The 20196-nt window shown below is 65.2% G+C and carries 24 protein-coding genes; 9 read left to right on the forward strand and 15 right to left on the reverse strand.

The features are described 5' to 3' along the window. Nucleotides 1-61: 61 nt before the first annotated feature. Nucleotides 62-748, reverse strand: a complete 687-nt coding sequence (locus tag KCX70_RS03215) for an OmpW/AlkL family protein (protein ID WP_212619248.1) — start codon at nt 746-748, stop codon at nt 62-64. 195 nt (nt 749-943) lie between these two features. Here KCX70_RS03215 and KCX70_RS03220 point away from each other — a divergent pair, with 195 nt between their 5' ends. Genes KCX70_RS03220 through KCX70_RS03245 form a run of 6 tightly spaced genes read left to right on the forward strand, consistent with a single transcriptional unit; the run spans nt 944 to nt 5822 of the window. After that, entirely contained in the window at nt 944-1714 is a 771-nt protein-coding gene (locus KCX70_RS03220; RefSeq protein WP_212619249.1) for a DUF3450 domain-containing protein, read from the forward strand. After that, nucleotides 1711-3057: a MotA/TolQ/ExbB proton channel family protein gene (locus KCX70_RS03225; RefSeq protein WP_212619250.1), complete on the forward strand. Its 1347-nt coding sequence runs from the start codon at nt 1711-1713 to the stop codon at nt 3055-3057. The genes KCX70_RS03220 and KCX70_RS03225 overlap by 4 nt, the downstream gene beginning before the upstream one ends. Continuing rightward, complete coding sequence (locus KCX70_RS03230; protein WP_021210048.1) at nt 3050-3595, forward strand: MotA/TolQ/ExbB proton channel family protein; 546 nt, start codon at nt 3050-3052, stop codon at nt 3593-3595. The genes KCX70_RS03225 and KCX70_RS03230 overlap by 8 nt, the downstream gene beginning before the upstream one ends. A 10-nt stretch (nt 3596-3605) precedes the next feature. Beyond that, nucleotides 3606-4019: an ExbD/TolR family protein gene (locus KCX70_RS03235; protein WP_021210047.1), complete on the forward strand. Its 414-nt coding sequence runs from the start codon at nt 3606-3608 to the stop codon at nt 4017-4019. Beyond that, entirely contained in the window at nt 4019-4729 is a 711-nt protein-coding gene (locus tag KCX70_RS03240; protein WP_102852792.1) for an energy transducer TonB, read from the forward strand. The genes KCX70_RS03235 and KCX70_RS03240 overlap by 1 nt, the downstream gene beginning before the upstream one ends. A 1-nt stretch (nt 4730) precedes the next feature. Then, nucleotides 4731-5822: a tetratricopeptide repeat protein gene (locus KCX70_RS03245; RefSeq protein WP_212619251.1), complete on the forward strand. Its 1092-nt coding sequence runs from the start codon at nt 4731-4733 to the stop codon at nt 5820-5822. Nucleotides 5823-6160: 338 nt separating this feature from the next. Here the strand turns inward: KCX70_RS03245 and KCX70_RS03250 are convergent, their stop codons facing one another. From KCX70_RS03250 to KCX70_RS03265, 4 genes are all read right to left on the reverse strand, one after another. Beyond that, nucleotides 6161-6673 carry a DUF3299 domain-containing protein gene (locus KCX70_RS03250; RefSeq protein WP_212619252.1) on the reverse strand — a complete coding sequence of 171 codons (513 nt, stop codon included), beginning with the start codon at nt 6671-6673 and terminating at the stop codon, nt 6161-6163. A gap of 8 nt (nt 6674-6681) precedes the next feature. Beyond that, nucleotides 6682-7947 (reverse strand): ABC transporter permease, encoded by a 1266-nt coding sequence (locus tag KCX70_RS03255; protein ID WP_212619253.1) that lies wholly within the window; start codon nt 7945-7947, stop codon nt 6682-6684. Between the two features lie 3 nt (nt 7948-7950). Further along, entirely contained in the window at nt 7951-8658 is a 708-nt protein-coding gene (locus KCX70_RS03260) for an ABC transporter ATP-binding protein (protein ID WP_212619254.1), read from the reverse strand. A gap of 67 nt (nt 8659-8725) precedes the next feature. Further along, nucleotides 8726-9295: a DUF2796 domain-containing protein gene (locus KCX70_RS03265; RefSeq protein WP_212619255.1), complete on the reverse strand. Its 570-nt coding sequence runs from the start codon at nt 9293-9295 to the stop codon at nt 8726-8728. Nucleotides 9296-9403: 108 nt separating this feature from the next. On the opposite strand from KCX70_RS03265, the gene KCX70_RS03270 reads away from it, so the two are divergent. Further along, entirely contained in the window at nt 9404-9745 is a 342-nt protein-coding gene (locus KCX70_RS03270) for a hypothetical protein (protein WP_212619256.1), read from the forward strand. A gap of 15 nt (nt 9746-9760) precedes the next feature. Here KCX70_RS03270 and ypfJ read toward each other — a convergent pair whose 3' ends face one another. Then, nucleotides 9761-10621 (reverse strand): KPN_02809 family neutral zinc metallopeptidase, encoded by an 861-nt coding sequence (gene ypfJ, locus KCX70_RS03275; protein WP_212619257.1) that lies wholly within the window; start codon nt 10619-10621, stop codon nt 9761-9763. A 234-nt stretch (nt 10622-10855) separates the two neighbouring features. On the opposite strand from ypfJ, the gene KCX70_RS03280 reads away from it, so the two are divergent. Then, nucleotides 10856-11443 (forward strand): DUF4345 domain-containing protein, encoded by a 588-nt coding sequence (locus KCX70_RS03280; protein WP_212619258.1) that lies wholly within the window; start codon nt 10856-10858, stop codon nt 11441-11443. A gap of 49 nt (nt 11444-11492) precedes the next feature. Here the strand turns inward: KCX70_RS03280 and KCX70_RS03285 are convergent, their stop codons facing one another. The 9 genes from KCX70_RS03285 to KCX70_RS03325 form a co-directional block, all read right to left on the reverse strand. Then, nucleotides 11493-12044, reverse strand: coding sequence for a cytochrome b (locus KCX70_RS03285; protein ID WP_212619259.1), 552 nt, complete (start codon nt 12042-12044; stop codon nt 11493-11495). A gap of 173 nt (nt 12045-12217) precedes the next feature. Then, nucleotides 12218-13636, reverse strand: coding sequence for an ATP-binding protein (locus KCX70_RS03290; RefSeq protein ID WP_212619260.1), 1419 nt, complete (start codon nt 13634-13636; stop codon nt 12218-12220). After that, nucleotides 13630-14289, reverse strand: coding sequence for a response regulator (locus KCX70_RS03295; protein WP_021210035.1), 660 nt, complete (start codon nt 14287-14289; stop codon nt 13630-13632). The genes KCX70_RS03290 and KCX70_RS03295 overlap by 7 nt, the downstream gene beginning before the upstream one ends. Nucleotides 14290-14340: 51 nt before the next feature. Next, a complete protein-coding gene (locus KCX70_RS03300; protein WP_212619261.1) occupies nt 14341-14991 on the reverse strand; it encodes a tetratricopeptide repeat protein in 651 nt (216 codons plus the stop codon). Continuing rightward, on the reverse strand, nt 14988-15812 hold the full coding sequence (locus KCX70_RS03305; RefSeq protein ID WP_212619262.1) for an SDR family oxidoreductase: 825 nt from the start codon (nt 15810-15812) through the stop codon (nt 14988-14990). The genes KCX70_RS03300 and KCX70_RS03305 overlap by 4 nt, the downstream gene beginning before the upstream one ends. Nucleotides 15813-15822: 10 nt before the next feature. Further along, nucleotides 15823-16470 (reverse strand): TenA family transcriptional regulator, encoded by a 648-nt coding sequence (locus tag KCX70_RS03310; RefSeq protein ID WP_212619263.1) that lies wholly within the window; start codon nt 16468-16470, stop codon nt 15823-15825. Nucleotides 16471-16481: 11 nt separating this feature from the next. Further along, nucleotides 16482-17933: an AMP-binding protein gene (locus KCX70_RS03315; protein WP_021210031.1), complete on the reverse strand. Its 1452-nt coding sequence runs from the start codon at nt 17931-17933 to the stop codon at nt 16482-16484. Then, on the reverse strand, nt 17917-18606 hold the full coding sequence (locus tag KCX70_RS03320; RefSeq protein WP_212619264.1) for a thermostable hemolysin: 690 nt from the start codon (nt 18604-18606) through the stop codon (nt 17917-17919). Before KCX70_RS03320 ends, KCX70_RS03315 begins: the two co-directional genes overlap by 17 nt. A 149-nt stretch (nt 18607-18755) precedes the next feature. Next, complete coding sequence (locus tag KCX70_RS03325) at nt 18756-19151, reverse strand: YkvA family protein (protein WP_212619265.1); 396 nt, start codon at nt 19149-19151, stop codon at nt 18756-18758. A gap of 54 nt (nt 19152-19205) precedes the next feature. Here KCX70_RS03325 and KCX70_RS03330 point away from each other — a divergent pair, with 54 nt between their 5' ends. Beyond that, the gene (locus KCX70_RS03330; protein WP_021210028.1) at nt 19206-20159 is read left to right on the forward strand and encodes an SdiA-regulated domain-containing protein; all 954 of its coding nucleotides are present in this window, start codon (nt 19206-19208) and stop codon (nt 20157-20159) included. Nucleotides 20160-20196: the final 37 nt, after the last annotated feature.

The raw sequence follows: 20196 nt of genomic DNA on the forward strand, positions 1-20196 counted from the left end.
CGCAAATGCAAAAGGCGCCATTGGCGCCATTTGTTAGTCTGCGATGCGGCAGTGCTGCTGATCAGAACTTGTAGCCGAGACCGACCATGTAGACGAAGGGATCGACGTCGACGTCGACCTTCACCTTGGCTCCGCCAAAGCTGGTGGTGCCGGTGGAATCAATGTCGATATAGCGGACCTGAGCGTTGACCATCACGTTGTCGGTTAGCATGTAATCCATGCCCACTTGCGCCGCCAGGCCCCATGAGTCCTTCATGTCCAGACCGCTGAAGCCTTTGTCCTCGGCTTCACTGCTGAGCTTGTCATCGAAGAACCAGGTGTAGTTGATACCGGCGCCCACATAAGGTTGGAACGCTGACTTGCTGTCGAGCGGGTAATAAACGACGCTCAGGGTCGGTGGCAGGTGCTTGAGTTCACCCAGTTTGCCGTTCAGGCCTGCGAACGCACCGGGCATCCCCGCTACGCCTACGTTGTGAGTGAACGGGCTGGCGGCGAGCAGCTCGATGCCGATCTTGTCAGTCAGCATGTAAGCGAAGTTAAGGCCGAGCTGCGTGTCGCTGTCGAGGGTAGCTTTGGTTCCAGCAACGCTTGTCGACAGCGCGCCTACATAGATGTCGCCACTGTCCTCATGCGGATCAACCGTAATCGCACCAGCGCGAACGATGACATCACCCGCCTGATGGGCCTGGGCGAAGGGAGCGGCGAGGGCCACGGCCAGCACGGAAGCGGTAAACAGGGTCTTGCGCATAATGGAACTCCATCGAGACAGGTGTGTTGCGGTTGGCGCCATGTTAGGGCCCGGCGTTGCGTTGATTTTGATCCAGCTCAACGAAACGCCCCGCACTGCCTGGGCTGCGACGTATTGCCCGGGTTGCCTTCCTTTGTGGATCTAGATGATAATGTTTCTCTTTCGAGTTTGACCTTCGTCTGCAAGGATCCATCAATGCAAGCCCTTATTCCCCGCCTATTGGCGGCCGTCGTGTTGCCATGCTGCGTGCAGCTCCACGCAGCTCCGCTGGACGCCGCGCTGGACGAAAGCCAGCGACTGGCGGCTGAGGCGAAAGCCTCGCAAGCGCGTATCGAGCAGCTCGACGATGCCAGTCGGCAGATGCTCAACGACTACCGCAGTGCCGTGCAGCAGGCAGAAGCGTTGAAAGCCTATAACGAGCAACTGACCGAACTTACCGCCGGGCAGCGCAAGGAGCTCGATGGCTTCCAGCGGCAACTGGACAGCATCGAACGCACCCAGCAGGCCGTTGCGCCGCAGATGGGGCGGATGGTCGAGGTGCTCGGAGAGTTCATTGAGGCTGACCTGCCGTTCCTCGCCGATGAGCGTGCGGATCGTCTGGCCAGCCTGCAGGACATGCAGGCCCGGGCGGATGTCAGCCTGGCCGAGAAGTACCGGCGGATTCTCGAGGCCTATCAGATCGAGAGTGACTACGGCAGAACGCTGGAGGCCTGGCGCGGCGAGCTGCCGGTCGAAGGCGGCAGTCGCAGCGTCGAGTTCCTGCGCCTGGGTCGCACCATGCTCTATTACCAGACCCTGGATGCCCACGAGAGCGGCTGGTGGAACCCTAAGACGCACGCCTGGGAAGTCCTGGACGGTAGCGCCCGCCGGCCGATCGGCAAAGCCATCGCCATCGCGCGTCAGCAACAGGCGCCGACCTGGCTGGAGCTGCCAGTGAAGACCTTGGCCACGGAGGCTGCGCAATGAATCGTTTATTGACCCTGTTGCTCATTGGGCTACTGCCTGCGTTGGCCCAGGCCGCCGAGCCATTGACCCCCGAACAGCTGCTGCAGCGCATTCGCAGCGAGCGCGCCGCGGAAGTCGACGCCATGCAGGAGCGTGAGCAGGCTTTCATTCAGAACCGCAGCGAGCAAGCGCAGTTGCTGGCACAGGCGAAAGCCACACTTGAAAAACAGAAAGCCGAAGCCGAGCGTTTGAAAGCCGAGTTCGATCGCCAGGAGGCCGAGCTGACCGAGCAGGAAAAGTTGCTGGCGCAGCGGGTCGGCCATCTTGGCGAACTCTTCGGCGTGGTTCGCCAGAGTGCCGGTGATATCGCCGGGCAGTGGCAGGACAGTTTGCTCAATGCGCAATACCCGGAGCGGCTCAAGCGGCTCAAGGCGCTGGCCGAAAGCCGGACGCTGCCATCGGCCGAAGATCTGGACGGCTTCTGGATGACACTGCTCGAAGACCTCACGGCCAGCGGACAGGTCGAGCGCGTCAAATTGCCGGTAGTGGGTGCCGACGGCCAGCGCAGTGAGCAATCGGTACTGCGTATCGGCAACTTCTCGGCGTTCACGGAAGACAATTTCCTGCGCTACGACAGCGATGCTCGTGAGCTGCTGACACCTGGTCGCCAACCTGCCGGCATGGGAATGGTGGATGGCTATCTGAGCAGCAACGAGGCCTTGGCAACGCTGCCGATCGACCCGACTCGCGGTTCGCTGCTGGCGCAACTGCAGCGTCAGCCCCAGCTATGGGACCGTGTTCAGCAAGGCGGGCTGGTCGGCTGGGTGATTCTGGTGCTGGGTGCCATCGGCCTGTGCCTTGCCATCTGGCGCATGGTTTACCTGGCCCGTGTCGGGCGCGCGGTGAACCGGCAGACGCGTGAGCTTAGCCAGCCGCGCGATGACAACCCGCTGGGACGGATCATCGGCGTGCTGGGACCGAAGCCACAGCTTTCGGACCTCGAGACGCTGGAACTCAAGCTCGACGAGGCCATTCTGCAGGAGACGCCGCCTCTCGAGCGCGGCCAACCGCTGCTCAAGCTGCTCAGCGCCGTCGCACCCTTGCTCGGCCTGCTGGGCACGGTGACCGGGATGATCGTGACCTTCCAGGCCATCACCCAGAGTGGCGGTGGCGATTCACGGTTGATGGCCGACGGTATCTCCCAGGCGCTGGTGACCACGGTTCTCGGCCTGGTCGTGGCGATTCCGCTGCTGTTCCTGCACAGCCTTTTGGCCAGCCGCAGCAAGGCGCTGATCCAACTGCTCGAACAGCAGAGCGCCGGACTGATCGCGCTGCACCTGTCGGGGACACCGCGCCGTGACTGATCTGCATGGCCAATGGCTGCGTCTGATCGACAGCGCTTACTCGCTGCTCGACTTCATGGCGGCGGGCGGCGCGGTGATGTGGGCGCTGGCAGCCTTGTGCGTGCTCTATTGGACGCTGGTGTTCGAGCGACTGTGGTTCATGCGCCGGGTATTCCCACGCTGGGTGGAAAGCCGACGCCAGGCGTGGGCGCAACTGGGTAACGAGTCCGGCAATTGGCAGCGCGCCGTGCGCAGCGCCTGGCTGGCCCAGGCCCAGCAGCAGCTCGCCGGCCCCTTGCGGATGAGCAAGACCCTGGTGGCCATGTACCCGCTACTGGGATTGCTCGGTACCGTCAGCGGCATGATCGCGGTATTCGATGTGCTGGCGCTCAACGGCACCGGCAACCCTCGCGGCATGGCCGCGGGCGTCTGGCAGGCGACCCTGCCGACCATGGCCGGCATGGTGCTGGCCATCACTGGACTGTTCAGCCTGGCACGTCTCGAACGTATTTCGCGCCAGGCTCTCGACCGGCTGGCCGACCAGCTGCGTCACGATTGAGGATTACCGGATGCGTATGCGTCGCCACCATTATCAGCAGGAAGAAGACACCGGCATCGACCTGACACCGATGCTCGATGTGGTCTTCATCATGCTGATCTTCTTCATCGTCACCAGCTCCTTTATCAAGGAGTCCGGCGTCGAGGTTCAGCGGCCTCAGGCTGATACCGCCAGCGCCCAGGACAAGGGCAACATCCTCATCGCGGTGACTGCCGACGGCCAGGTCTGGATAGACAAGCAGGCCGTGGATGTGCGCAGCGTGCGTGCGCACGTCGAACGCATGCGCGTCGATCAGCCCGAAGGCGCCGTGGTGGTGCAGGCCGATCAGGATGCCCGGACCGGGCTGGTGGTGCAGGTCATGGATCAGGCGCGTCTGGCCGGGGTTCAGGATGTGGCCCTTGCCGCTACGTCGGGAGCGCCGTGATGGCTGGTGGGCTGACCCGCGTCGGGTTGTCCTTCATCGCCGCCTGCGTGGTGGCGTTGCTGTTGTTCGCGCTGATGTTGAGCATGGTCAACCCGCCGCGTAACGAGGTGGCGGACGATCCAGTGGCCATCGCCAATTTCGTGCGCATGGACAACCGCGACGAAAGCGCCGCGACACGTTCACGGCAGCAGGCACCGCAACCGCCGCAGCCGAAGACACCGCCGACGCCCACGCCGCCGACACCGAGCATGGCCAGCCCGAGTGCCAATCTGCCCAAGCTCGATCTGCCGCTGCCGAACATCGATACCGGCGTCTCGGTTGCCAGCGCGCCGGCCCCCAGCCTTGCCGGATTGACGGCCGCGTCCGCTCCGGCCGCACCTCCTGCGCCAGCGGCCCCTTCGGCCGCCGAGACGGCTGGCCAATCGGGCCCTGAGCAGGAAGTCATGCCGCTCAACGACGTCCGGCCCGAGTATCCCTATCGGGCACGTCAGCGTGGCATCGAGGGCCACATCAAGCTCGCCTTCACCATTACGGCAGCGGGCAAGGTAGAGAACATCCGGGTGCTGGACGCCTCACCACCCAACGTCTTTGACCGCGAGGCACGCCGTGCCGCCGCTCGCTGGCGATTTGCGCCGCGTACCGAAAACGGCGCCGCGGTATCGCGCGAAGCCGTCAAAACCCTGCATTTCCGCCTGCAAGGAGAACGCTGACATGCCCCGTTCGCTGTTACTGATCTCGTTGTTGTTCGCTGTATCGGTCCAAGCCGCCCAGAGTGTCGATCCATCGGTTTTCAAGGCGCTGGAGCGTGCCCAGAGTGCGCAGGAAAAGGGTGACTATGCCGCTGCGCGCAATGCTCTCAAGCAGGCCGAGGCCAAGCCAGGCAGTGCGGAGCAGGCGTTGCTATGGCGCAGCGAGGCCTATCTGGCCTGGGCCGAAGGCAATAACCGCCAAGCGCTCGAACTGCTCGACAAGGCAATCGCCAGCGGCAAGCTGGACGAGGCGATGCTGCCGACCGAGCGGCTCAACCTGGCGAAACTCAATCTGATCGAGCGCCGCTACGCCAAGGTGGTCAGCCTGTTGGGTTCGCCTGCCCAGGCGAACGAAGAAGTGCTGCAGATGCTGGTCCAGGCCTACCAGGGGCTCGGGCAGCACAGCAAGGCGCTGCCGTTGGCCGAGCGCTATGTCCAGGCCAATCCCAACGCGGCCGATACCTGGTTGCAGTTTCTGGTGGCCGGCAACGCCGAGTTGAAGCGCTACGAGACCGCCGAACGTTGGCAAAGCCGACTGCTTGCGCGGCATCCGGATCAGGTCAAAAGCTGGCGCCAGTTGGCGAGCTTGCAGCAGATGGCCGGTGACGAGGACAAGGCGCTCGCGACTCTTCGTGCGGCCCATACCAAGGGGCTGCGTTTCAGCGAAGCTGAACTGGACAACCTGGTGCTGCTGGCAGGTGCCGCCGGTCAGCCATGGCAAGGCGCAAAGTTGCTGCAAGGCATGCTGGAGTCGCGCTTTCTACCGAGCGATACCACGCGGCGCGAGCGCTTGGGCATGCTCTGGTGGCAGGCACGCGAGCGCTCGGAAGCGGCGCGGATCTATCGGGATCTGGCCCTTCAGTCCGGAAGCGCCAAGCTCTGGATGAATGTCGCCCAGCTGGAGCTGGAGCAGGCTCGCTGGCAAGCCGGCCTCGATGCGCTGAAGCAGGCCGAGCGCGCTGGTGCCGAGCGCCGTAAAGTCCGCTCATGGCGCGAGTGGGCTGAAGGCGAACTGAGCTTCGAGCGGCAGCGTCAGGTCGCCAGCGCTCGCTGAACCTGATGCCAAAATGGCGGTGTCGTAACGGTCTAGGGCGTCGTAGCCCAACGCTTCGGAGATGAGGGCCCGGGCCTAGAACAACCACCTAGCCGATGTATACGCAAACCCCGCCACCGACGCGGGGTTTCGTGTTTATGCGTTCCGGATGCCGGGCGCAGGTCGACGCAGAGCGAATCGGCGTACTGCCATTTGCGTGGCTAACAGCTCGTTCATGGGCTGCGTTCGGTGACGAGCATCCCGCTGCGAAACAGTTGACAGCATGAAGGGGCTGGCGATAGGCGTGGAATCGCTAGATGACGGCGCTCAATTCCGCTCACGGCGTGACAAGGCTGCCGTTATTCGAGCTCGTAGAGATAGATCTTCTGCGCTTCCATGCGATAGCCCGCGTCGGCCAGCTCGCTGCTGGCGTGTTCGACTTTCAATGGGCCTTCGATCCAGAACGGCTGATACAGCTCGTCCACCTTTACCCCCAGCGCGCTGGTGGCGTGGACGATCTGATTCGACGGCGGCGGTGGCACGTGGATGCAGGCGCCGAAATAGGGTACCAGCAGAAACTCGGTTACCCGTCCGTCCTCGCCGACTTCCAGTGGCACGATGTAGCCCGGCAGCTTGACCTGTACGCCGTCGAGTTCCTTGACCACCGGCTCGGCCGGCGACTGCTGAGCGGCGGCGGGGCCCGCTTCGGCCGCCAGCGCATCGGCCAGCTGCGACAGGTCGTGCATCGCCACCGGTGGCGGAGGCGGCGGGGCGTCCGCTGGAATCAGGTCCGACCACTGCAGCTCACGGATATCGGCGGCGGCGAAGGGGGCTGCAAGGGCGAGCAGGGCGGCGAGCAACAGGCGAGACATGGAATTCCTCATAGTCTGATCGACAGGCCGTCGGCCAGCGATTGCCGGTAGGCGCGCCAGGCCGGCACGCCACCCATCAGCAGCCCGGCGAGCAGTATGCCGCCGAGCAACGACCACTCATAGGTGCTGGGCAGGGCCAGCGGTAGATCGAGTCCGTAGTGGCTCTGCAGTGGACCTTGAGCGGCTGCGATCGCGACGTACAGCAACAGCAGTCCGAACAGGACACCGGCCAGTGCCAGGCTAAATGCCTCGAGTACCAGCAGACTGGCGATATGCCAGGGGCGGGCCCCCACCGAGCGCAGAATCGCCATCTCCCGGCGCCGCTCGTTGAGGCTGGTAAGGATCGCCGTGAGCATGCCGATCAGCCCGGTCACCACCACGAACAGCGATACCACGAACAGGGCCTTTTCCGCGGTGCCCATCAGGCTCCACAGCTCCTGCAGGGCAACGCCGGGGAGAATCGCCAGTAGCGGCTCGCCGCGATACTGGTTGATCTCGCGCTGCAGAGCGAAGGTGGCGATCTTGCTGTTGAGGCCGAGCATGAAGGCGGTGATCTGTTTGGGCTGCAGGTCCATCTGACGCGCATGCTCGGCGTCGATGCGCGCCGCGCCGCGGGCCGGCATGCCGTTCTGCCAGTCGATATGCAGCGCTTCCATGCCGGCCAGATTGATATGCAGCGTGCGGTCCACCGGCGTTCCGGTGCGCTTGAGGATGCCAACTACGCGAAAGGGCTTGTCGTCATGTTTGACCAGACTGACGGTGGATACACCGTGCGCCAGTACCAATTGGTCGTCCAGCTTGTAGTTCAGTGCCTCGGCGACTTCGGCGCCCAGCACCACCTCGAACGGGTCCTCGGCAAATGGCCGGCCTTGCGCCAGTTGCAGAGGTTGTTTGCGACCGTAGCGGTAATGTTCGAAGTAGGCGCTGCTGGTGCCCATGACGCGATAGCCGCGATGGGAATCACCCAGCGAGATGGGAATGGCCCAGCTGACCCGTGGGTGCTGAGCGAAGTGCTCGAAGCTGTCCCAGCGAATGTTGTTGGTGGCGTTGCCGATGCGGAACACCGAATACAGCAACAGGTTCACCGAGCCGGAACGGGCGCCGACGATGAGATCCGTGCCGCTGATGGTGCTGGCGAAACTGGCGCGGGCTTCGGTGCGCACCCGCTCGACGGCTAATAGCAGGCATACCGAGAGGGCGATGGCGAAGACGGTGAGCAGGGCGGTGAAGCGGCGGTTGTTCAGGCTCGCCAAGGCCAGGCGCAACAGGTACATGGCCTAAATCTCCGGGGCGCGGGCGGCGCGGTTGAAGTCGGCCAATGACAGGCTTCGGTCGAACAGCGGCGCCAGACTCTGGTCGTGACTGACGAACAACAGGCTCGAGCCGGCCTCCCGGCATTCGGCGAAAAGCAGCTGCAGGAAGGCTTCCCGACTGTCGGCGTCGAGCGCCGAAGTCGGCTCGTCGGCGATGACCAGCTCCGGCTGACCGATCAGCGCGCGAGCCGCCGCGACGCGCTGTTGTTGGCCGATCGACAATGCTTCGGCGCGTCGCGCGTGCAGGTCCTTGGGTAGTCCGAGATGTGCGAGCAGACTGGCTGTCGCCTGCGCCACGCTGCCATGCCGCTGACGGGCACGCTCGGCGCGCGCCTTGGAGAAGTGACAGGGCAGGCCCACATTTTCGGCCACCGAGAGAAAGGGCAGCAGGTTGAACTGCTGGAAGATATAGCCGGTGTGGTCGACGCGGAAACGATCTCGCGCGCCCGCCGAGAGCGCCGCGAGGTCGCTACCGAGCAGGCGAACCGTCCCGCGCTGCGCTTTATGCACGCCGCCGATCAGGCCGAGCAGGGTGGTCTTGCCGCTGCCGGACGGGCCCTTGAGAAACAGGCTCTGGTTGCGCTCCAGCTTGAAGCTGGGGATGTCGAGCAGTTCTGCCTGGCCGGGCCAGGCGAAACCCAGTTGGTGGAGATCGAGCAACGGTGCGGTCATCGAGATGATCCGTTTCAGGCCAGCCGGTGAGTTTACTGCGTCGGACTGGGCGGCGGCAGGCTACGGGTTAGAAGGTCGCGCGCGGTTGGTCGGCGTCGAGTTGTGCACCGCGCTGACCATTCGGGCCGATCAATTGTGCCTGGATCTTTTTGGTGCCCGGGAATGCCTTGAACAGCGCCTGCAGATCGAGCGCTTGAATCGCCTGGGGCGTGGCGCAATCGAAGTGGTAATGGGCGTGGATCTCGCTGTGCTGGCTTTCATGATCACCGTCGTGCTCATCGCCATGGTCATGAGCCTCGCCTTCGAACAGCGGACTTTCCAGCTCGGTTTCGGCCAGCTTGCAGCCTGCCGCTGCTGGCAGACCAAACAGAGCATCCGGTTGCTCCAGCCGCTCGCGGGCGTCGGCGATCTTGCGCTTGTCCGCGTCGCTGCTCGGTGCGTGCTCGAAGCCCACCAGGTTCATCGCCGGGCTACGGAGTTCGATTTCCAGCATCGAGCCATCCAGCGCAGCGTCCAGCTCGGCGGCGCCGTGCTCGTGGGCGCCGAGGCTGTCATGGTGGTCGTGATCATGCTGCCCGGCGGCCAGAACGAAACCGGGCAGCAGAGCGAAGGGCAGGGCAAGCAGCAGACGGCGCATAACGAACTCCATTGTGTTTGGTCGTTACGTTATAACAAATGTTTGTGGCGGCTGGCCAGCCTGCTCGAGGCATGGGAGCATGCGACTCAGATGATCTGGAGAGCGATGATGATTCGAATTCGTGGCCATGTCGGTGATTTGCCAGTCGACCTCAGCATTGAAATGGACGATCACGACTGGGCGCAGCTGGCGCGCCAGCTACCAGCTGTTCAGGCGGCTCAGCCGCAGGCGCAGGCAAGCGACCCGGCAGCGGCCGATCCCCATTGGCAGGGGGCGCAACAGCTGTTGCGCGAGGCAGGGCGAATGGACGGGCCGCAGCTATTGGCGGAGCTGCAAGCGCTGACGGGCAGCGCGCAGGCGGGCAAGCGTTTGCTGGTGCGTCTGCGCCACAGCACGCAGGTCAAGGTCGACAGCGGGGCGGATGCGCCGGTGTACCGCTGGGTTGGTTGAGTGCGCTGAGCTCGATTAGAGGCGCTGCGCCTGAAAGGTATCGCAGCGCGCCGGCTCACCGCTGTCGAAGCCGGTGCGAAACCATTTCACCCGCTGCGCCGAGGTGCCATGCGTGAACGCATCCGGCACCACGCGACCCTGACTCTGCTTTTGCAGGCGATCATCGCCGATGGCATTGGCGGCGTTCAGCGCTTCCTCCAGGTCACCTTCTTCGAGCCAGTCATGTCGCTGTTGCGCATGGTGCGCCCAGACGCCGGCCAGGCAATCGGCCTGCAGTTCCTGACGCACCAGCAAGCCGTTGTCGCCTTCCATCTTGGCGCCACGCTGGCGTGCCGCCTGCATTTGCTGCGAGACGCCTGACAGCGTCTGCACGTGATGACCGACCTCGTGCGCGATGACATAGGCCTGGGCGAAATCCCCGGCGACGGAGAAGCGCGAGGCCATTTCATCGAAGAATTGCAGATCGAGGTACACCTGTTGATCGCCCGGGCAATAGAAGGGCCCGACCGCCGACCTGGCGAAGCCGCACGCCGAATTGACCCCGCCGCGGAAAAGCACCAGAGTCGGGTCGCGGTACTGCGCGCCGGACTGCTGGAACAGCGCGCGCCAGGTGTCTTCGGTGTCACCCAGAATGGCCTGGACGAATGCCACTTGCGGGTCGTCGCCCCGCGCCGGTGTGTTGCTTTGCTGAGTGGGTGCCGGGCCGGTTTGATTGGCCAGCTGGCCGAGGATCTGCATCGGATCCTGGCCCGAGAGCAGACCGATCACCACGACGATGGCCACCCCGGCCAGGCTCAGGCGTCCGCCACCGATACCACCGCTGCGTCCGCGGGCATCCACCACGTTGTCACTGCGACGAGCCTTCTTCCAGCGCATGCCCGCATCCCTCCGCTTGTTCTTGGTCTCTGCTCAGACCCGCCCCATGGCGTGCAAATTCAGTCGGCGAGGTGGTTTCGTCGGTATCTGGCACCCGGGTAGCATCGCGGTTCGGCGTCGGCCTTTTCGCGATCACCGTTGCAACGCTCGGCAGCAGGCGGCTGCGCGAACCAACCCGCGCCGCTTCGGTCAGATGTCTGTCGTGCTGCGCAGCCGCTATCAGGGGAGCTTTCGATGCGTTTTGCCCGTTTCGTTCTGATTGTTCAAGCGGTGATCATGATCGGCTTCAGCCTCGCCTACTGGCTGCGCCCTTACGAGATGGCCAATCTGAACGGGATGTTGCTGATGGAGTCCGCCTCGGTCAGCCACATGCGCGTCTATTACGGGGGGCTGCAGCTGGGCCTGGCGTTGTTCTTGCTGTGGGCCATTCAGGTTCCGGAGCGCGCCCGCGCCGCATTGGTCATGCTGGTCATCACCATGCTGGCGTTGGTCGCCGGGCGGCTTGGATCGTTGTGGCTGGATGGCGGCGAGTTGATCGGCTTCGATCTGGCCTCGCTGATTTACCGAGTCTGCGCAGCGTTGCTCGCAGCGGCCGCGCTCTGGTTGCTGAAAGAAAGACCGGCCGAGGAGCCCGCCGCCGAGCCCGAACACCCTGCGCGTCGGCTGGATCAGGGCCCGCCGCAGCCGTTTCGCCTGGGCGACGGGCCGGCGCCCGTGGCGGACGTCGAGCCGGAACCCGAGCTGCAACCGTTCCGTCGCGGCGACCCGGTCGAACCGGCGCCTGCACGCTCCAGCTCGCCGACCAACCCGCCGACCAGCTAGCCCACCACCGCTGTCCAGAGCCCGTCGCGGGCACCGGACAGCGCAAAGATCAGGCCTGATGCCGCTGGGGCAGCATGCGCCGCAGCACGTCATCGCGGCGGATGTAGTGGTGGAACAGCGCAGCTGCGGCATGCAGGCCGATCAGCCAGTAGCCGAGTACCGCCACGGTTTCGTGGATTTCCTTGATGTCGCCGGCCAGGCCCTTGTTCGGTGCCAGCAGTGCGGGCAGCTCCAAGCCGAAGAACGGGATTGGCTTTCCTGCCGCGCTCAGCGTCAGCCAGCCCAGCAGCGGCAGGCCAATCATCAGCCCGTACAGCGCCAGGTGTGCCAGCTTGGCCAGCCATTTCTCCCAGGCAACGCTGGCGACGGCCAGCGGTGCCGGCCGCAGCCAGCGTGCGAGCAGGCGTAGCCAGACCAGCGCGAAGACCGACAAGCCGAGCATGAAGTGCCACTGCTTGAGCAGCTCGCGTGTGTCGCTGCCCTTGGGGAAGTTGCCCTTCAGTTCGATGGTTGCGTAGACCGCCGCGATCAGCAGCACCATCAACCAGTGCATCGAGATAGACAACCGACCGTAGCGAGTCGGCATCTTCTTGTCGTTCATTTCACGTACTCCGCGTGTGGATAATGCCGCTAGTTTAAGCGCTGAAACTTAAGCCAAGCTTATTCGGCTGCTTGCCGCGACGATGTACCGCGCCGATGCTTCATCTCGCGGCATTGCCTGGCATCGGATAAATGCCGCCATGGCTCGATCCGTGACGCGGCCCTTCATCCTGGTCAGCGGCGGGGCAGGCGCACGACGACGCGCAAGCCGCCGAGTGAAGAGTCGAGCAGTTCGACGTGGGCGTGGTGCAGTTCGGCAATGCGCGCAACGATCGACAGGCCAAGCCCGGCGCCCTGGCCATCGCCCAGGCGTACGAAGCGCTGGAACAACTGGCCACGCAGCTCGCCGGCGATGCCTGGGCCGCTGTCGGCAACTTCCAGGGTCAGGTGGTCCGGCGTGGCATGCAGCTGGACGTCGATACGCCCGCCGTGCGGGGTGTATTGCAACGCATTGCTCACCAGATTCTGCAGAAGGGTGGCGAGGCTCGCGGCGTCGCCGACCAGATTTAAATCGGCCTGATCATCGGCTTCCAGCGCCAGTTCCTGCTGACGTGCTAGCGCCAGCGGGGTCAGTTCGGCGAGCGTCTCGCGCGCCAGGGCGCGTAGATCCATAGGCGCCAGACGTAGCTGTTGCGCGTTGGGTTCGAGCCGGGCGAGGGTCAGCAATTGCGTCACTACGCGGGTGGTGCGGTCGACGCCGGCGAGCAACTGCCGGAGTGCTTCGTCACGGTCGGCCTGGCTGCCGGCCTGCTGGGCGTTCTGGGCATGGATGCGCAGCACGGCCAATGGGGTTCGCAACTCGTGGGCGGCGTCGGCGATGAAGCGCTTCTCCCGCTCAACCAGCTGATTGACCTGTTGTAACAGGCGGTTCAACGACGCGGCGATCTGCTCCAACTCGCGCGGCAACGGCGCCAGCAACAACGGCGCCAGGTTGTCCGGGTCGCGGCGCTTGAGCAACTGCGCCATGTCTGCCAGCGGCCGCAGGCCCCAGCCCACCGCCAGCCAGATCAGCAGGGCCAGCAGGGGCAAGCCGATCAGGTCCGGCATCAGGCTACGGCGGGCGATCTTGCCGACCAGCTCGCCGCGTACATCGCCGCGCTCGCTGACCAGCACCCACAGGTCGTCTTGGTGATCCTGCAGCAGAAACAGCCGCCAGTCGTGGCCGTCGAGCGAGACATCATGAAAGCCCGCGGGCAACTGGCGGAAGGAGCGAGCCGGTGATCCGCCGGCTTCGGCCAGCTGCTGCAGTGCGCCTTTCGGCGCGCCGGCCGACTGCAGCACGACGCTGCCATCGGCCGCATACACCTGAAAGCCCAGCTTGGTCTCATAAGCATGTCCCGGTGCGTCCCTGCCGCGCTGTGCATTCACCGCCGCATCCAGCGCCTGCTGCAAAGCCCGGCGCGCCGGCGCATCCATCTCGCGCATCACCAGGCCCTGAACCAGGCGCGCGCTCTGTGCCAGCTGCGCGTCGAACAGCTCTTCGGTCTCGTGACGGGCATCGCGGTAGCTGCGCCAGGAGATCAGGCTCAGCGATACCAGCAACGTGCCGAGCACCAGTGCCAGCGTGCGGTTGCGGATGGAATACGTCAGCATTTGTCGACCAGATAGCCGACGCCGCGCACGGTGCGGATCAGTTCGGCAAAGAATTTCTTGCGCAGGTGGTGGATGTGCACCTCCAGGGCGTTGCTCTCGACCTCCTCGTCCCAGCCGTACAGCACCTGCTGCAGCCGGTCGCGCGTCAGTACGCGGCCCGGCTGGGCGATGAGTTCGTGGAGCAGGACGAATTCCTTGCGCGGCAGGCTGACCGGCACGCCACGATAGGTGACCTGCTGGTTGACCGGGTCGAGCGCTATCCCGCGGTACTCCAGGATGGGCTCCGGGCGGTTGAAGCTGCGCCGCAGCAAGGCGCGCAGGCGGGCCTTGAGCTCGGCGACGTCGAAGGGTTTGACCAGGTAATCGTCGGCGCCGGCGTCGAGCCCGGCGATGCGGTCGCCGGTGGCGTCACGTGCGGTCAGCACCAGCACCGGCACCGGGTTGCCGGCGGCGCGCAGGCGCTTGAGCAGATCCAGGCCGTCCAGCCTGGGCAGCCCCAGGTCGAGGATTGCCAGGTCAAAACTCTCGTGTGTCAGGGCGTGCAGCGCGCTGGCGCCGTCCTGCAGCCAGTCGACCGTATAGCCCTCCGGCTTGAGCGCCGTGCGGATGCCCTCGCCAAGGGCGTGATCGTCTTCAACCAGCAGAATGCGCATGTGGGTCCTTTGGGGCGGCCGAGGCGGTTCATTCAACCCCGGCGCGAGGGGTTATTCCAGCTTTTCTTCGACCTGGGCGAGCAGGTTGCGGGCTTCTTCGCGGCGACCGGCGTCGGCCACCTCACGCCCGGGGCGATCAGGCGCGGCGAGCGCCTTTTTCAGCGCCGCGCGGGCCTCGTTGTAACGCTTCTGGCGCAGCAGGAAATCGCCGTGGAAATAGTTGGGGTCGATGCCATTCGGGTTCAGGTGCAATGCCTGCTGGAACAGTGCCTGGGCCTTGTCGTCGTCACCAAAGCCGATCGGCCAGCCGGGCACCTGGTAATAAAGCGTGGCGAGGCTGGTATAGGCGGAGCCGTCGAGTGCTTGCGGATCGAGCTCGATGGCCTTCTCCAATTCGGCCTTGGCCTGCTTGACCAGGCCGAGCGCGCCCAGGCCGCCCTTGGCGCCGGCCCAGGTGCTGAGCACGATGCCATGCCAGATGCGCAGCTCGGCCGCCCGCGGTTCGCTGGTGACGGCGCTGTCGGCTGTCGCGGCGAGTTTGGCGAAGGCGGCCTCGCGCTGCGCGGCCGGCAATTGATAGTTGATCTCGGCCCAGCGCGTCTGCAGCTGATGCAGCGCTTCGTCGCCGGCCGGGGTGAGCGCGAAGGAGGGGTGGCAGGCCAAAGCCAACAGAACGGTACACAAGCCGAGCAGGCGCTTCATGGATGATCTCCAGAGGGATGAGAGGGTCGCGGTTGGTCTGCGCGGGCGAAGCGCTTGATCACCGGCAACTGCTTGCGCAGGGCCTGATCGACCAGGCGCGGCAACAGGCTGTTGAGACGTACGAACAGTTTCTCTGGCCAGCCCAGGTAGAGCTCCTCGCGCTCGGCCATGATCGCCTGGACGATCTGTGCGGCCACCGCCTGGGGATCGTCCATGCTCACCTTGAGCGCATCGTTCATGGCCACCACCTCGACGCTGTTCATCGCTGTGCGGGTGGCGCGGGGCGCGACGTAGAGCACCTTGATGTGGGTGTCGGCCAGCTCCCGGCGCAGCGCTTCGGAAAAGCCGCGCAAGGCGAACTTGCTGGCGCAGTAGGTGGCGAAGCCGGGATAGCCGATCGAGCCGAAGGTCGAGCCGAGGTTGACCAGCAGCGCCCGGGGTTGCTCGCGTAGCAGCGGCAGGAGCAGGTGGGTGAGTTGTAGCGTGGCGGTCACGTTGACGCCGATCAGCCGGGCGATGGCGTCTTCGTCCTGCTGTTCCAGCAGGCTGAACTGGTTGACTCCGGCTGCGTTGATCACGCAGTTGATGCCGCCGAAACGCCGCGCGGCCTCGAGCACGGCCAGCCGGCCACTGTGCTGGGTCAGGTCGGCGCAGACCAGGCTGACCTCGTCCGGATGACGGCGCGCCAGCGCTTGCAAGGCGAGGCTGCCACGGCCGACGAGCAAGAGACGGGCGCCACCGGCGCAGAGCCGCTCGACCATTTCCTGGCCGATTCCGCCGCTGGCGCCGGTGAGCAGGGCGCGGCACTGTTCGAGTCGCATGCTCGCCTCCTCAGGCCGTCAGGCTGCGGAAGATGTCGCCATACAGGCGATAGACCGCGCGGGCGGTATGCACCACGGCCGCCTTGTTGTCGTCTTCGTCGAGACGGTTCATCAGGGTCTTGAAGAATTCGATGTGCTCGACGTCCAGGCTGCCGTGGGAGGTCAGATAGCTGAACGCCTTGGCCGGCAGCTCGAGCTTGTCCTGGAGTACGCCAGCCGCCTGGGTCGCTAGGGCAATGCTGGTGCCTTCCAGAACATTGACCATGCCGAAGAAGCTCACCGGGTTGTGCCGGGCGATGCGGTCGTAGACGTAGGCGACCATCAGTTCGGTGGGCAGTGCCGGTTGGCCGTAGCGTACCGCCTCGGCATCGCCGCCGCAGGCGCGGATGTCGTTGAGGATCCACTCCTGGTGGCCGGTTTCTTCCTCGATGTATTCGGCGATGGCCACGCGCAGCCATTCCAGCCGTTCAGGCAGCCGCGCGCCGCAGGCCATCAGTAGCGGCACGGTGTGCTTGACGTGATGGTAGGCCTGGGTGAGGAAGGCGATGTACTGCTCGCGGGTGGCGGTTCCGGCCAGGGCGGCGTGGATGATCGGCGACGCCAGCAGATAGTCGCGTTCGGTGCGGGTCTGGTGTTGCAACTGGTCGAAGAATTCCATGAATAACCTCATCAGGCAGAAGGCAAAAGGGAGTCGATATCGGCGCCGTAGGCCGTCTGCAGCGCGGCGCGACGTAGACGGCCGTTACTGGTCGCCAGGTCGTTGTTCGCGCTGAAAGGCGCGTTGGCGCGCAGCCAGTGGTGCGCGCGGGCGTAATCGGGCAGGCCGGCGTTGACCCGGTCCACCGCGGCTTGCAGCTCGGCGTCGCTGCAGTCGGCGCGGCGCGGCACCAGCACGGCGATGTTCTGCGGCAGGGCCTCGCCATGCAGCCAGGCCTGGGCGATCGGCGCCTGCTGGACCAGCTCGGCTTCCACCCATTCGGGGTTGACGTTGCGTCCGTAGGCGGTGACGAACTGGTGTTTCTTGCGCCCGTGCAGCACCAGGAAACCGTCCTCGAAATGGCCGAGATCGCCGGTCGCCAGCCAATTACCCGGCTGCACCGGCTCGCCGAGGTAGCCGAGCATGTGCGGGCCCTTGACCAGCACTTCGCCGTCATCCGCCAGGCGCACCTCGACGTGTGCCAACGGCTGGCCAACCGTGCTGATGCGGCGCGCTGCCGGCGTGTTGAGGCAGACCACCGAGGCGCATTCGGACAGGCCGTAACCCTCGAACACCGGCAGCCCGAGCCGCTCGGCGCGCTCGAGTAACTGCGGGGCGACCCGGCCACCGCCGACGGCGACGAATCGAAGTGAATCGGGCAGTGGCACGCCTTGTTCGGCGGCACTGACAATGGCCAGCAGCAGTTGCGGCAGCAGGATCAGGCTGTGCGGTCGGCTCTGGTTCAGCGTGGCGAGAAAGCGCGGCAAGTCGAAGCCGGCGCTGCCACTGAAGCCGATCTCGGCCAGCGGACGCAGTTCGACGCAGGCGCCAGCCAACAGCGGCGCATAGAGCCCGGCGATATTTTCCAGCAGCGTCGCCAACGGCAGCACACACAGATGCTGCTGCACCGCGCAGGGCAGGCTGGCCTGCCACAGACTGTCGGCGACCGCCAGCTGGGCCTCGGCATCCAGGCAGGCGCCCTTGGGCTGGCCGGTGGTGCCGGAGGTGTAGGTAATCTTCAAGGTGCCGGCCGGTACAGATGTGACCGATTGCAACGGGCGTTGCAGCACGCCGGGCGCCGTCGCCTCGAAGCCGGACGCCTCGGTCAGCGGATTCGCCGTTCCGATCACACAATCAATGCCGGCATGCTGCAACACATGGGCATGCTGGGCCGGCGAGAAAAAGCCCGGCAGTGGCACGCAGACCAATTCGGCGCGCAGCAGCGCAAGGTCCCATAGTGCCCACTCCAGCCCGTTGTCCAGCGCCAGGGCGACGCGCTGCACGCCCAACCGCGCGAGCTGGTCGGCGCGGCTATCCACCGCCTCGCGCAGCTGCGCGTAGCTCAGTTGATGCGGACCTTCGCGCAGGGCGATGCCGGCATGGCGCTCGAGGGTCGCCCAGAAACGTTCAGCTGCAGGCTGCATGCGGTACCTCCCCGAAATTGAACAGTGGTTCGTAGCCCAGCCGTGGATAGATGCCTAGCTGCAGCAGACGCTGGTGGCCGGGCAGGATCTCGCCGGCCATGACCTGCGGCCGGCTGGCGTAGTAGCTGCCCCAGTCGGCCAGCTCCTCGCCCATCCGCGCCGGATCGGCCAGCCCCAGCGGCATCGGGTCGAGTGCCAGGCGCTGGAAGCTGTTGAGCAACGTCGGCGTGCCGGTGAAGACCACCCAGCGGAAGCCCTGGGCGATCAGCAGGTCGGTCAGGGCGACGATCAGCAGACGCGCCGAGGCATTGCCAAAAGCGGCCAGGTTGCCCACCTCGACGATCTCGCCGCGTGAAATCGGCATGCCGCTGCGCCTGCTCACGGCCTGCTCGATGGGCTCGTCCAGGTAGCGTTCGAGAAACAGCGGCCGGCGCCGGGCGCTGCGCAGGCCGACCGCGCCCTGCACCGCGCCGTCGTCGCCATGCAGGCCCAGCAGACAGGGCATGAAGTGGCGGATCCGCGCCTGGTAGCTCTCGGCGAAGCGCAGGGCGATGAAATGTTCCAGCGCCGCCCGCCGCGCCCCCTGGCCCGGTTGCGCCAGTTGCAGGGTCAGCGGCGATTCGCGGCCGATGCGCGCCAGTACGTCAGTGTGTTCAACCCAGGGCAGTTCCATCGGGGAACCTCGGTTAGAAGCCTGGGGCGATTGTTGGGGGCCAGCCTTAAGCCAGTCTTAAGCCCACCTCATCCACACGCTGGGCAGTGCGCCGCCGCTGCGCTCGCGACATTTTTTTCACATTCGCTTGTTTATGGTCGCCGTGTCGCTCAGCGCTGCATCAGCCAGTAGGCCAGGGCAGCGGCCCCCGATACCCAGATCAGCACCACCGCTACGGCGCCGGCGCGGGTTACCGGGCGCGGTGTGTCCTCCCAGGCCAGCGCCTGGGCGCGGCACTCGCTGAGGATGGCCGGAGGCATCAGGCGTATGGCCAGCCAGATGCCGAGGGGCAAAAGCAGCAGGTCGTCGAGATAGCCGAGCAGCGGGATGAAGTCCGGGATCAGGTCGATCGGGCTGAGCGCGTAGGCGACCACGCAGACCAGTAGCGCGCGCAGCCACCAGGGCGTATCCGGGTGGCGGGCGCAGAGCCAGAGCGTCATGACGTCACGCTTGAGCTGGCGTGCCCAGCCCCGCAGGCGCGACGTGAAGCGAGACAGGCTGAACATTGAATGCTCCCGGAGCAGAAACACTGGCGGTGCCAGCGCAGAGGATGAGTCGCGATGATGCAAACAGGTTCCTATAACACGCAACGCCTGGGTGTGTTGCTTCGGCGCCGCTACCGGCTGGCCGGCCTGGCTGTGTTGCTGCTGGCCTTTGTCGCAACGGCGCTGGCGCTGCACTGGAACGAGCGGCTGTATTTCTACCTGACCCGGCAGATGGACGTCACCCACGACGTCTCGGCTGATCGCTGGCTGCCCGGCTACGAGGTCGAGATTGACGGCAAGCCCGTCGCGGGCGTCGAGCGCAACTTGTCTGCCATTACCTATGACCGTGATCTGGACCGCCTGTTGGCGGTGGTCAACGGTGGCCCCACCGAATTGCTGGTGCTGAGCAAGACCGGCGAGCTGCTCGAGCACTATCCGCTGACCGGCTTCGGCGACATCGAAGGGGTGACCTACATGGGCGGCGGGCGAGTCGCGGTGTCGGACGAACGCGCGCAGCAGGTGAGCATTTTCACCCTTCCAGCTGCGCCGCGCAGCGTCGACGTGTCCGAAGCGCAGTTCTTTTCCCTGGGCATCCACCTCAACGGCAACAAGGGCTTCGAGGGCTTGAGCTACGACGCGGCGGGCGACCGGATGTTCATCGTCAAGGAGCGTGACCCGCGCCAGCTATACGAAGTGAAAGGTGTGGCGGCGAGCCTCGAGGGCCCGTTGCAGCTGACGATTGTCGACCACACCGACTGGATCGACGATCAGGTCTTTGCCACCGACCTGTCGGACATCCATTACGATGCCGAAACCGGCCACCTGATTCTCCTCAGCGATGAATCGCACCTGGTCATGGAGCTCAGCGACAGCGGCAAGATGCTCAGTTACCGCAGCTTCAATCGGTTCACCAGCGACCTCCAGCACACCGCACCGCACCCCGAGGGCGTGACCCTGGACGACGACGGCACGCTCTACGTGGTCAGTGAACCCAACCTGTTCTACAGCTTCCGCCGCCCGGGCCACTAGGCCCGCCGGTTGTTTTCACGCTTCATTCACGTCGGTT

Source organism: Stutzerimonas stutzeri, from assembly GCF_018138085.1.
Taxonomy (GTDB): Bacteria; Pseudomonadota; Gammaproteobacteria; order Pseudomonadales; family Pseudomonadaceae; genus Stutzerimonas; species Stutzerimonas stutzeri_AI.

Bases quoted from the DNA above. Each gene is read 5' to 3' on its own strand.
- KCX70_RS03325 (WP_212619265.1), bottom strand. From the start codon at position 19,151: ATGTTCAGCCTGTCTCGCTTCACGTCGCGCCTGCGGGGCTGGGCACGC.
- KCX70_RS03255 (WP_212619253.1), bottom strand. From the start codon at position 7,947: ATGTACCTGTTGCGCCTGGCCTTGGCGAGCCTGAACAACCGCCGCTTC.
- KCX70_RS03225 (WP_212619250.1), top strand. From the start codon at position 1,711: ATGAATCGTTTATTGACCCTGTTGCTCATTGGGCTACTGCCTGCGTTG.
- KCX70_RS03305 (WP_212619262.1), bottom strand. From the start codon at position 15,812: ATGCGACTCGAACAGTGCCGCGCCCTGCTCACCGGCGCCAGCGGCGGA.
- KCX70_RS03245 (WP_212619251.1), top strand. From the start codon at position 4,731: ATGCCCCGTTCGCTGTTACTGATCTCGTTGTTGTTCGCTGTATCGGTC.
- KCX70_RS03290 (WP_212619260.1), bottom strand. From the start codon at position 13,636: ATGCTGACGTATTCCATCCGCAACCGCACGCTGGCACTGGTGCTCGGC.
- KCX70_RS03240 (WP_102852792.1), top strand. From the start codon at position 4,019: ATGGCTGGTGGGCTGACCCGCGTCGGGTTGTCCTTCATCGCCGCCTGC.
- KCX70_RS03265 (WP_212619255.1), bottom strand. From the start codon at position 9,295: ATGCGCCGTCTGCTGCTTGCCCTGCCCTTCGCTCTGCTGCCCGGTTTC.
- KCX70_RS03235 (WP_021210047.1), top strand. From the start codon at position 3,606: ATGCGTATGCGTCGCCACCATTATCAGCAGGAAGAAGACACCGGCATC.
- KCX70_RS03295 (WP_021210035.1), bottom strand. From the start codon at position 14,289: ATGCGCATTCTGCTGGTTGAAGACGATCACGCCCTTGGCGAGGGCATC.
- KCX70_RS03270 (WP_212619256.1), top strand. From the start codon at position 9,404: ATGATTCGAATTCGTGGCCATGTCGGTGATTTGCCAGTCGACCTCAGC.
- KCX70_RS03215 (WP_212619248.1), bottom strand. From the start codon at position 748: ATGCGCAAGACCCTGTTTACCGCTTCCGTGCTGGCCGTGGCCCTCGCC.
- KCX70_RS03315 (WP_021210031.1), bottom strand. From the start codon at position 17,933: ATGCAGCCTGCAGCTGAACGTTTCTGGGCGACCCTCGAGCGCCATGCC.
- KCX70_RS03300 (WP_212619261.1), bottom strand. From the start codon at position 14,991: ATGAAGCGCCTGCTCGGCTTGTGTACCGTTCTGTTGGCTTTGGCCTGC.
- KCX70_RS03280 (WP_212619258.1), top strand. From the start codon at position 10,856: ATGCGTTTTGCCCGTTTCGTTCTGATTGTTCAAGCGGTGATCATGATC.
- KCX70_RS03285 (WP_212619259.1), bottom strand. From the start codon at position 12,044: ATGAACGACAAGAAGATGCCGACTCGCTACGGTCGGTTGTCTATCTCG.
- KCX70_RS03260 (WP_212619254.1), bottom strand. From the start codon at position 8,658: ATGACCGCACCGTTGCTCGATCTCCACCAACTGGGTTTCGCCTGGCCC.
- ypfJ (WP_212619257.1), bottom strand. From the start codon at position 10,621: ATGCGCTGGAAGAAGGCTCGTCGCAGTGACAACGTGGTGGATGCCCGC.
- KCX70_RS03220 (WP_212619249.1), top strand. From the start codon at position 944: ATGCAAGCCCTTATTCCCCGCCTATTGGCGGCCGTCGTGTTGCCATGC.
- KCX70_RS03250 (WP_212619252.1), bottom strand. From the start codon at position 6,673: ATGTCTCGCCTGTTGCTCGCCGCCCTGCTCGCCCTTGCAGCCCCCTTC.
- KCX70_RS03320 (WP_212619264.1), bottom strand. From the start codon at position 18,606: ATGGAACTGCCCTGGGTTGAACACACTGACGTACTGGCGCGCATCGGC.
- KCX70_RS03310 (WP_212619263.1), bottom strand. From the start codon at position 16,470: ATGGAATTCTTCGACCAGTTGCAACACCAGACCCGCACCGAACGCGAC.
- KCX70_RS03330 (WP_021210028.1), top strand. From the start codon at position 19,206: ATGATGCAAACAGGTTCCTATAACACGCAACGCCTGGGTGTGTTGCTT.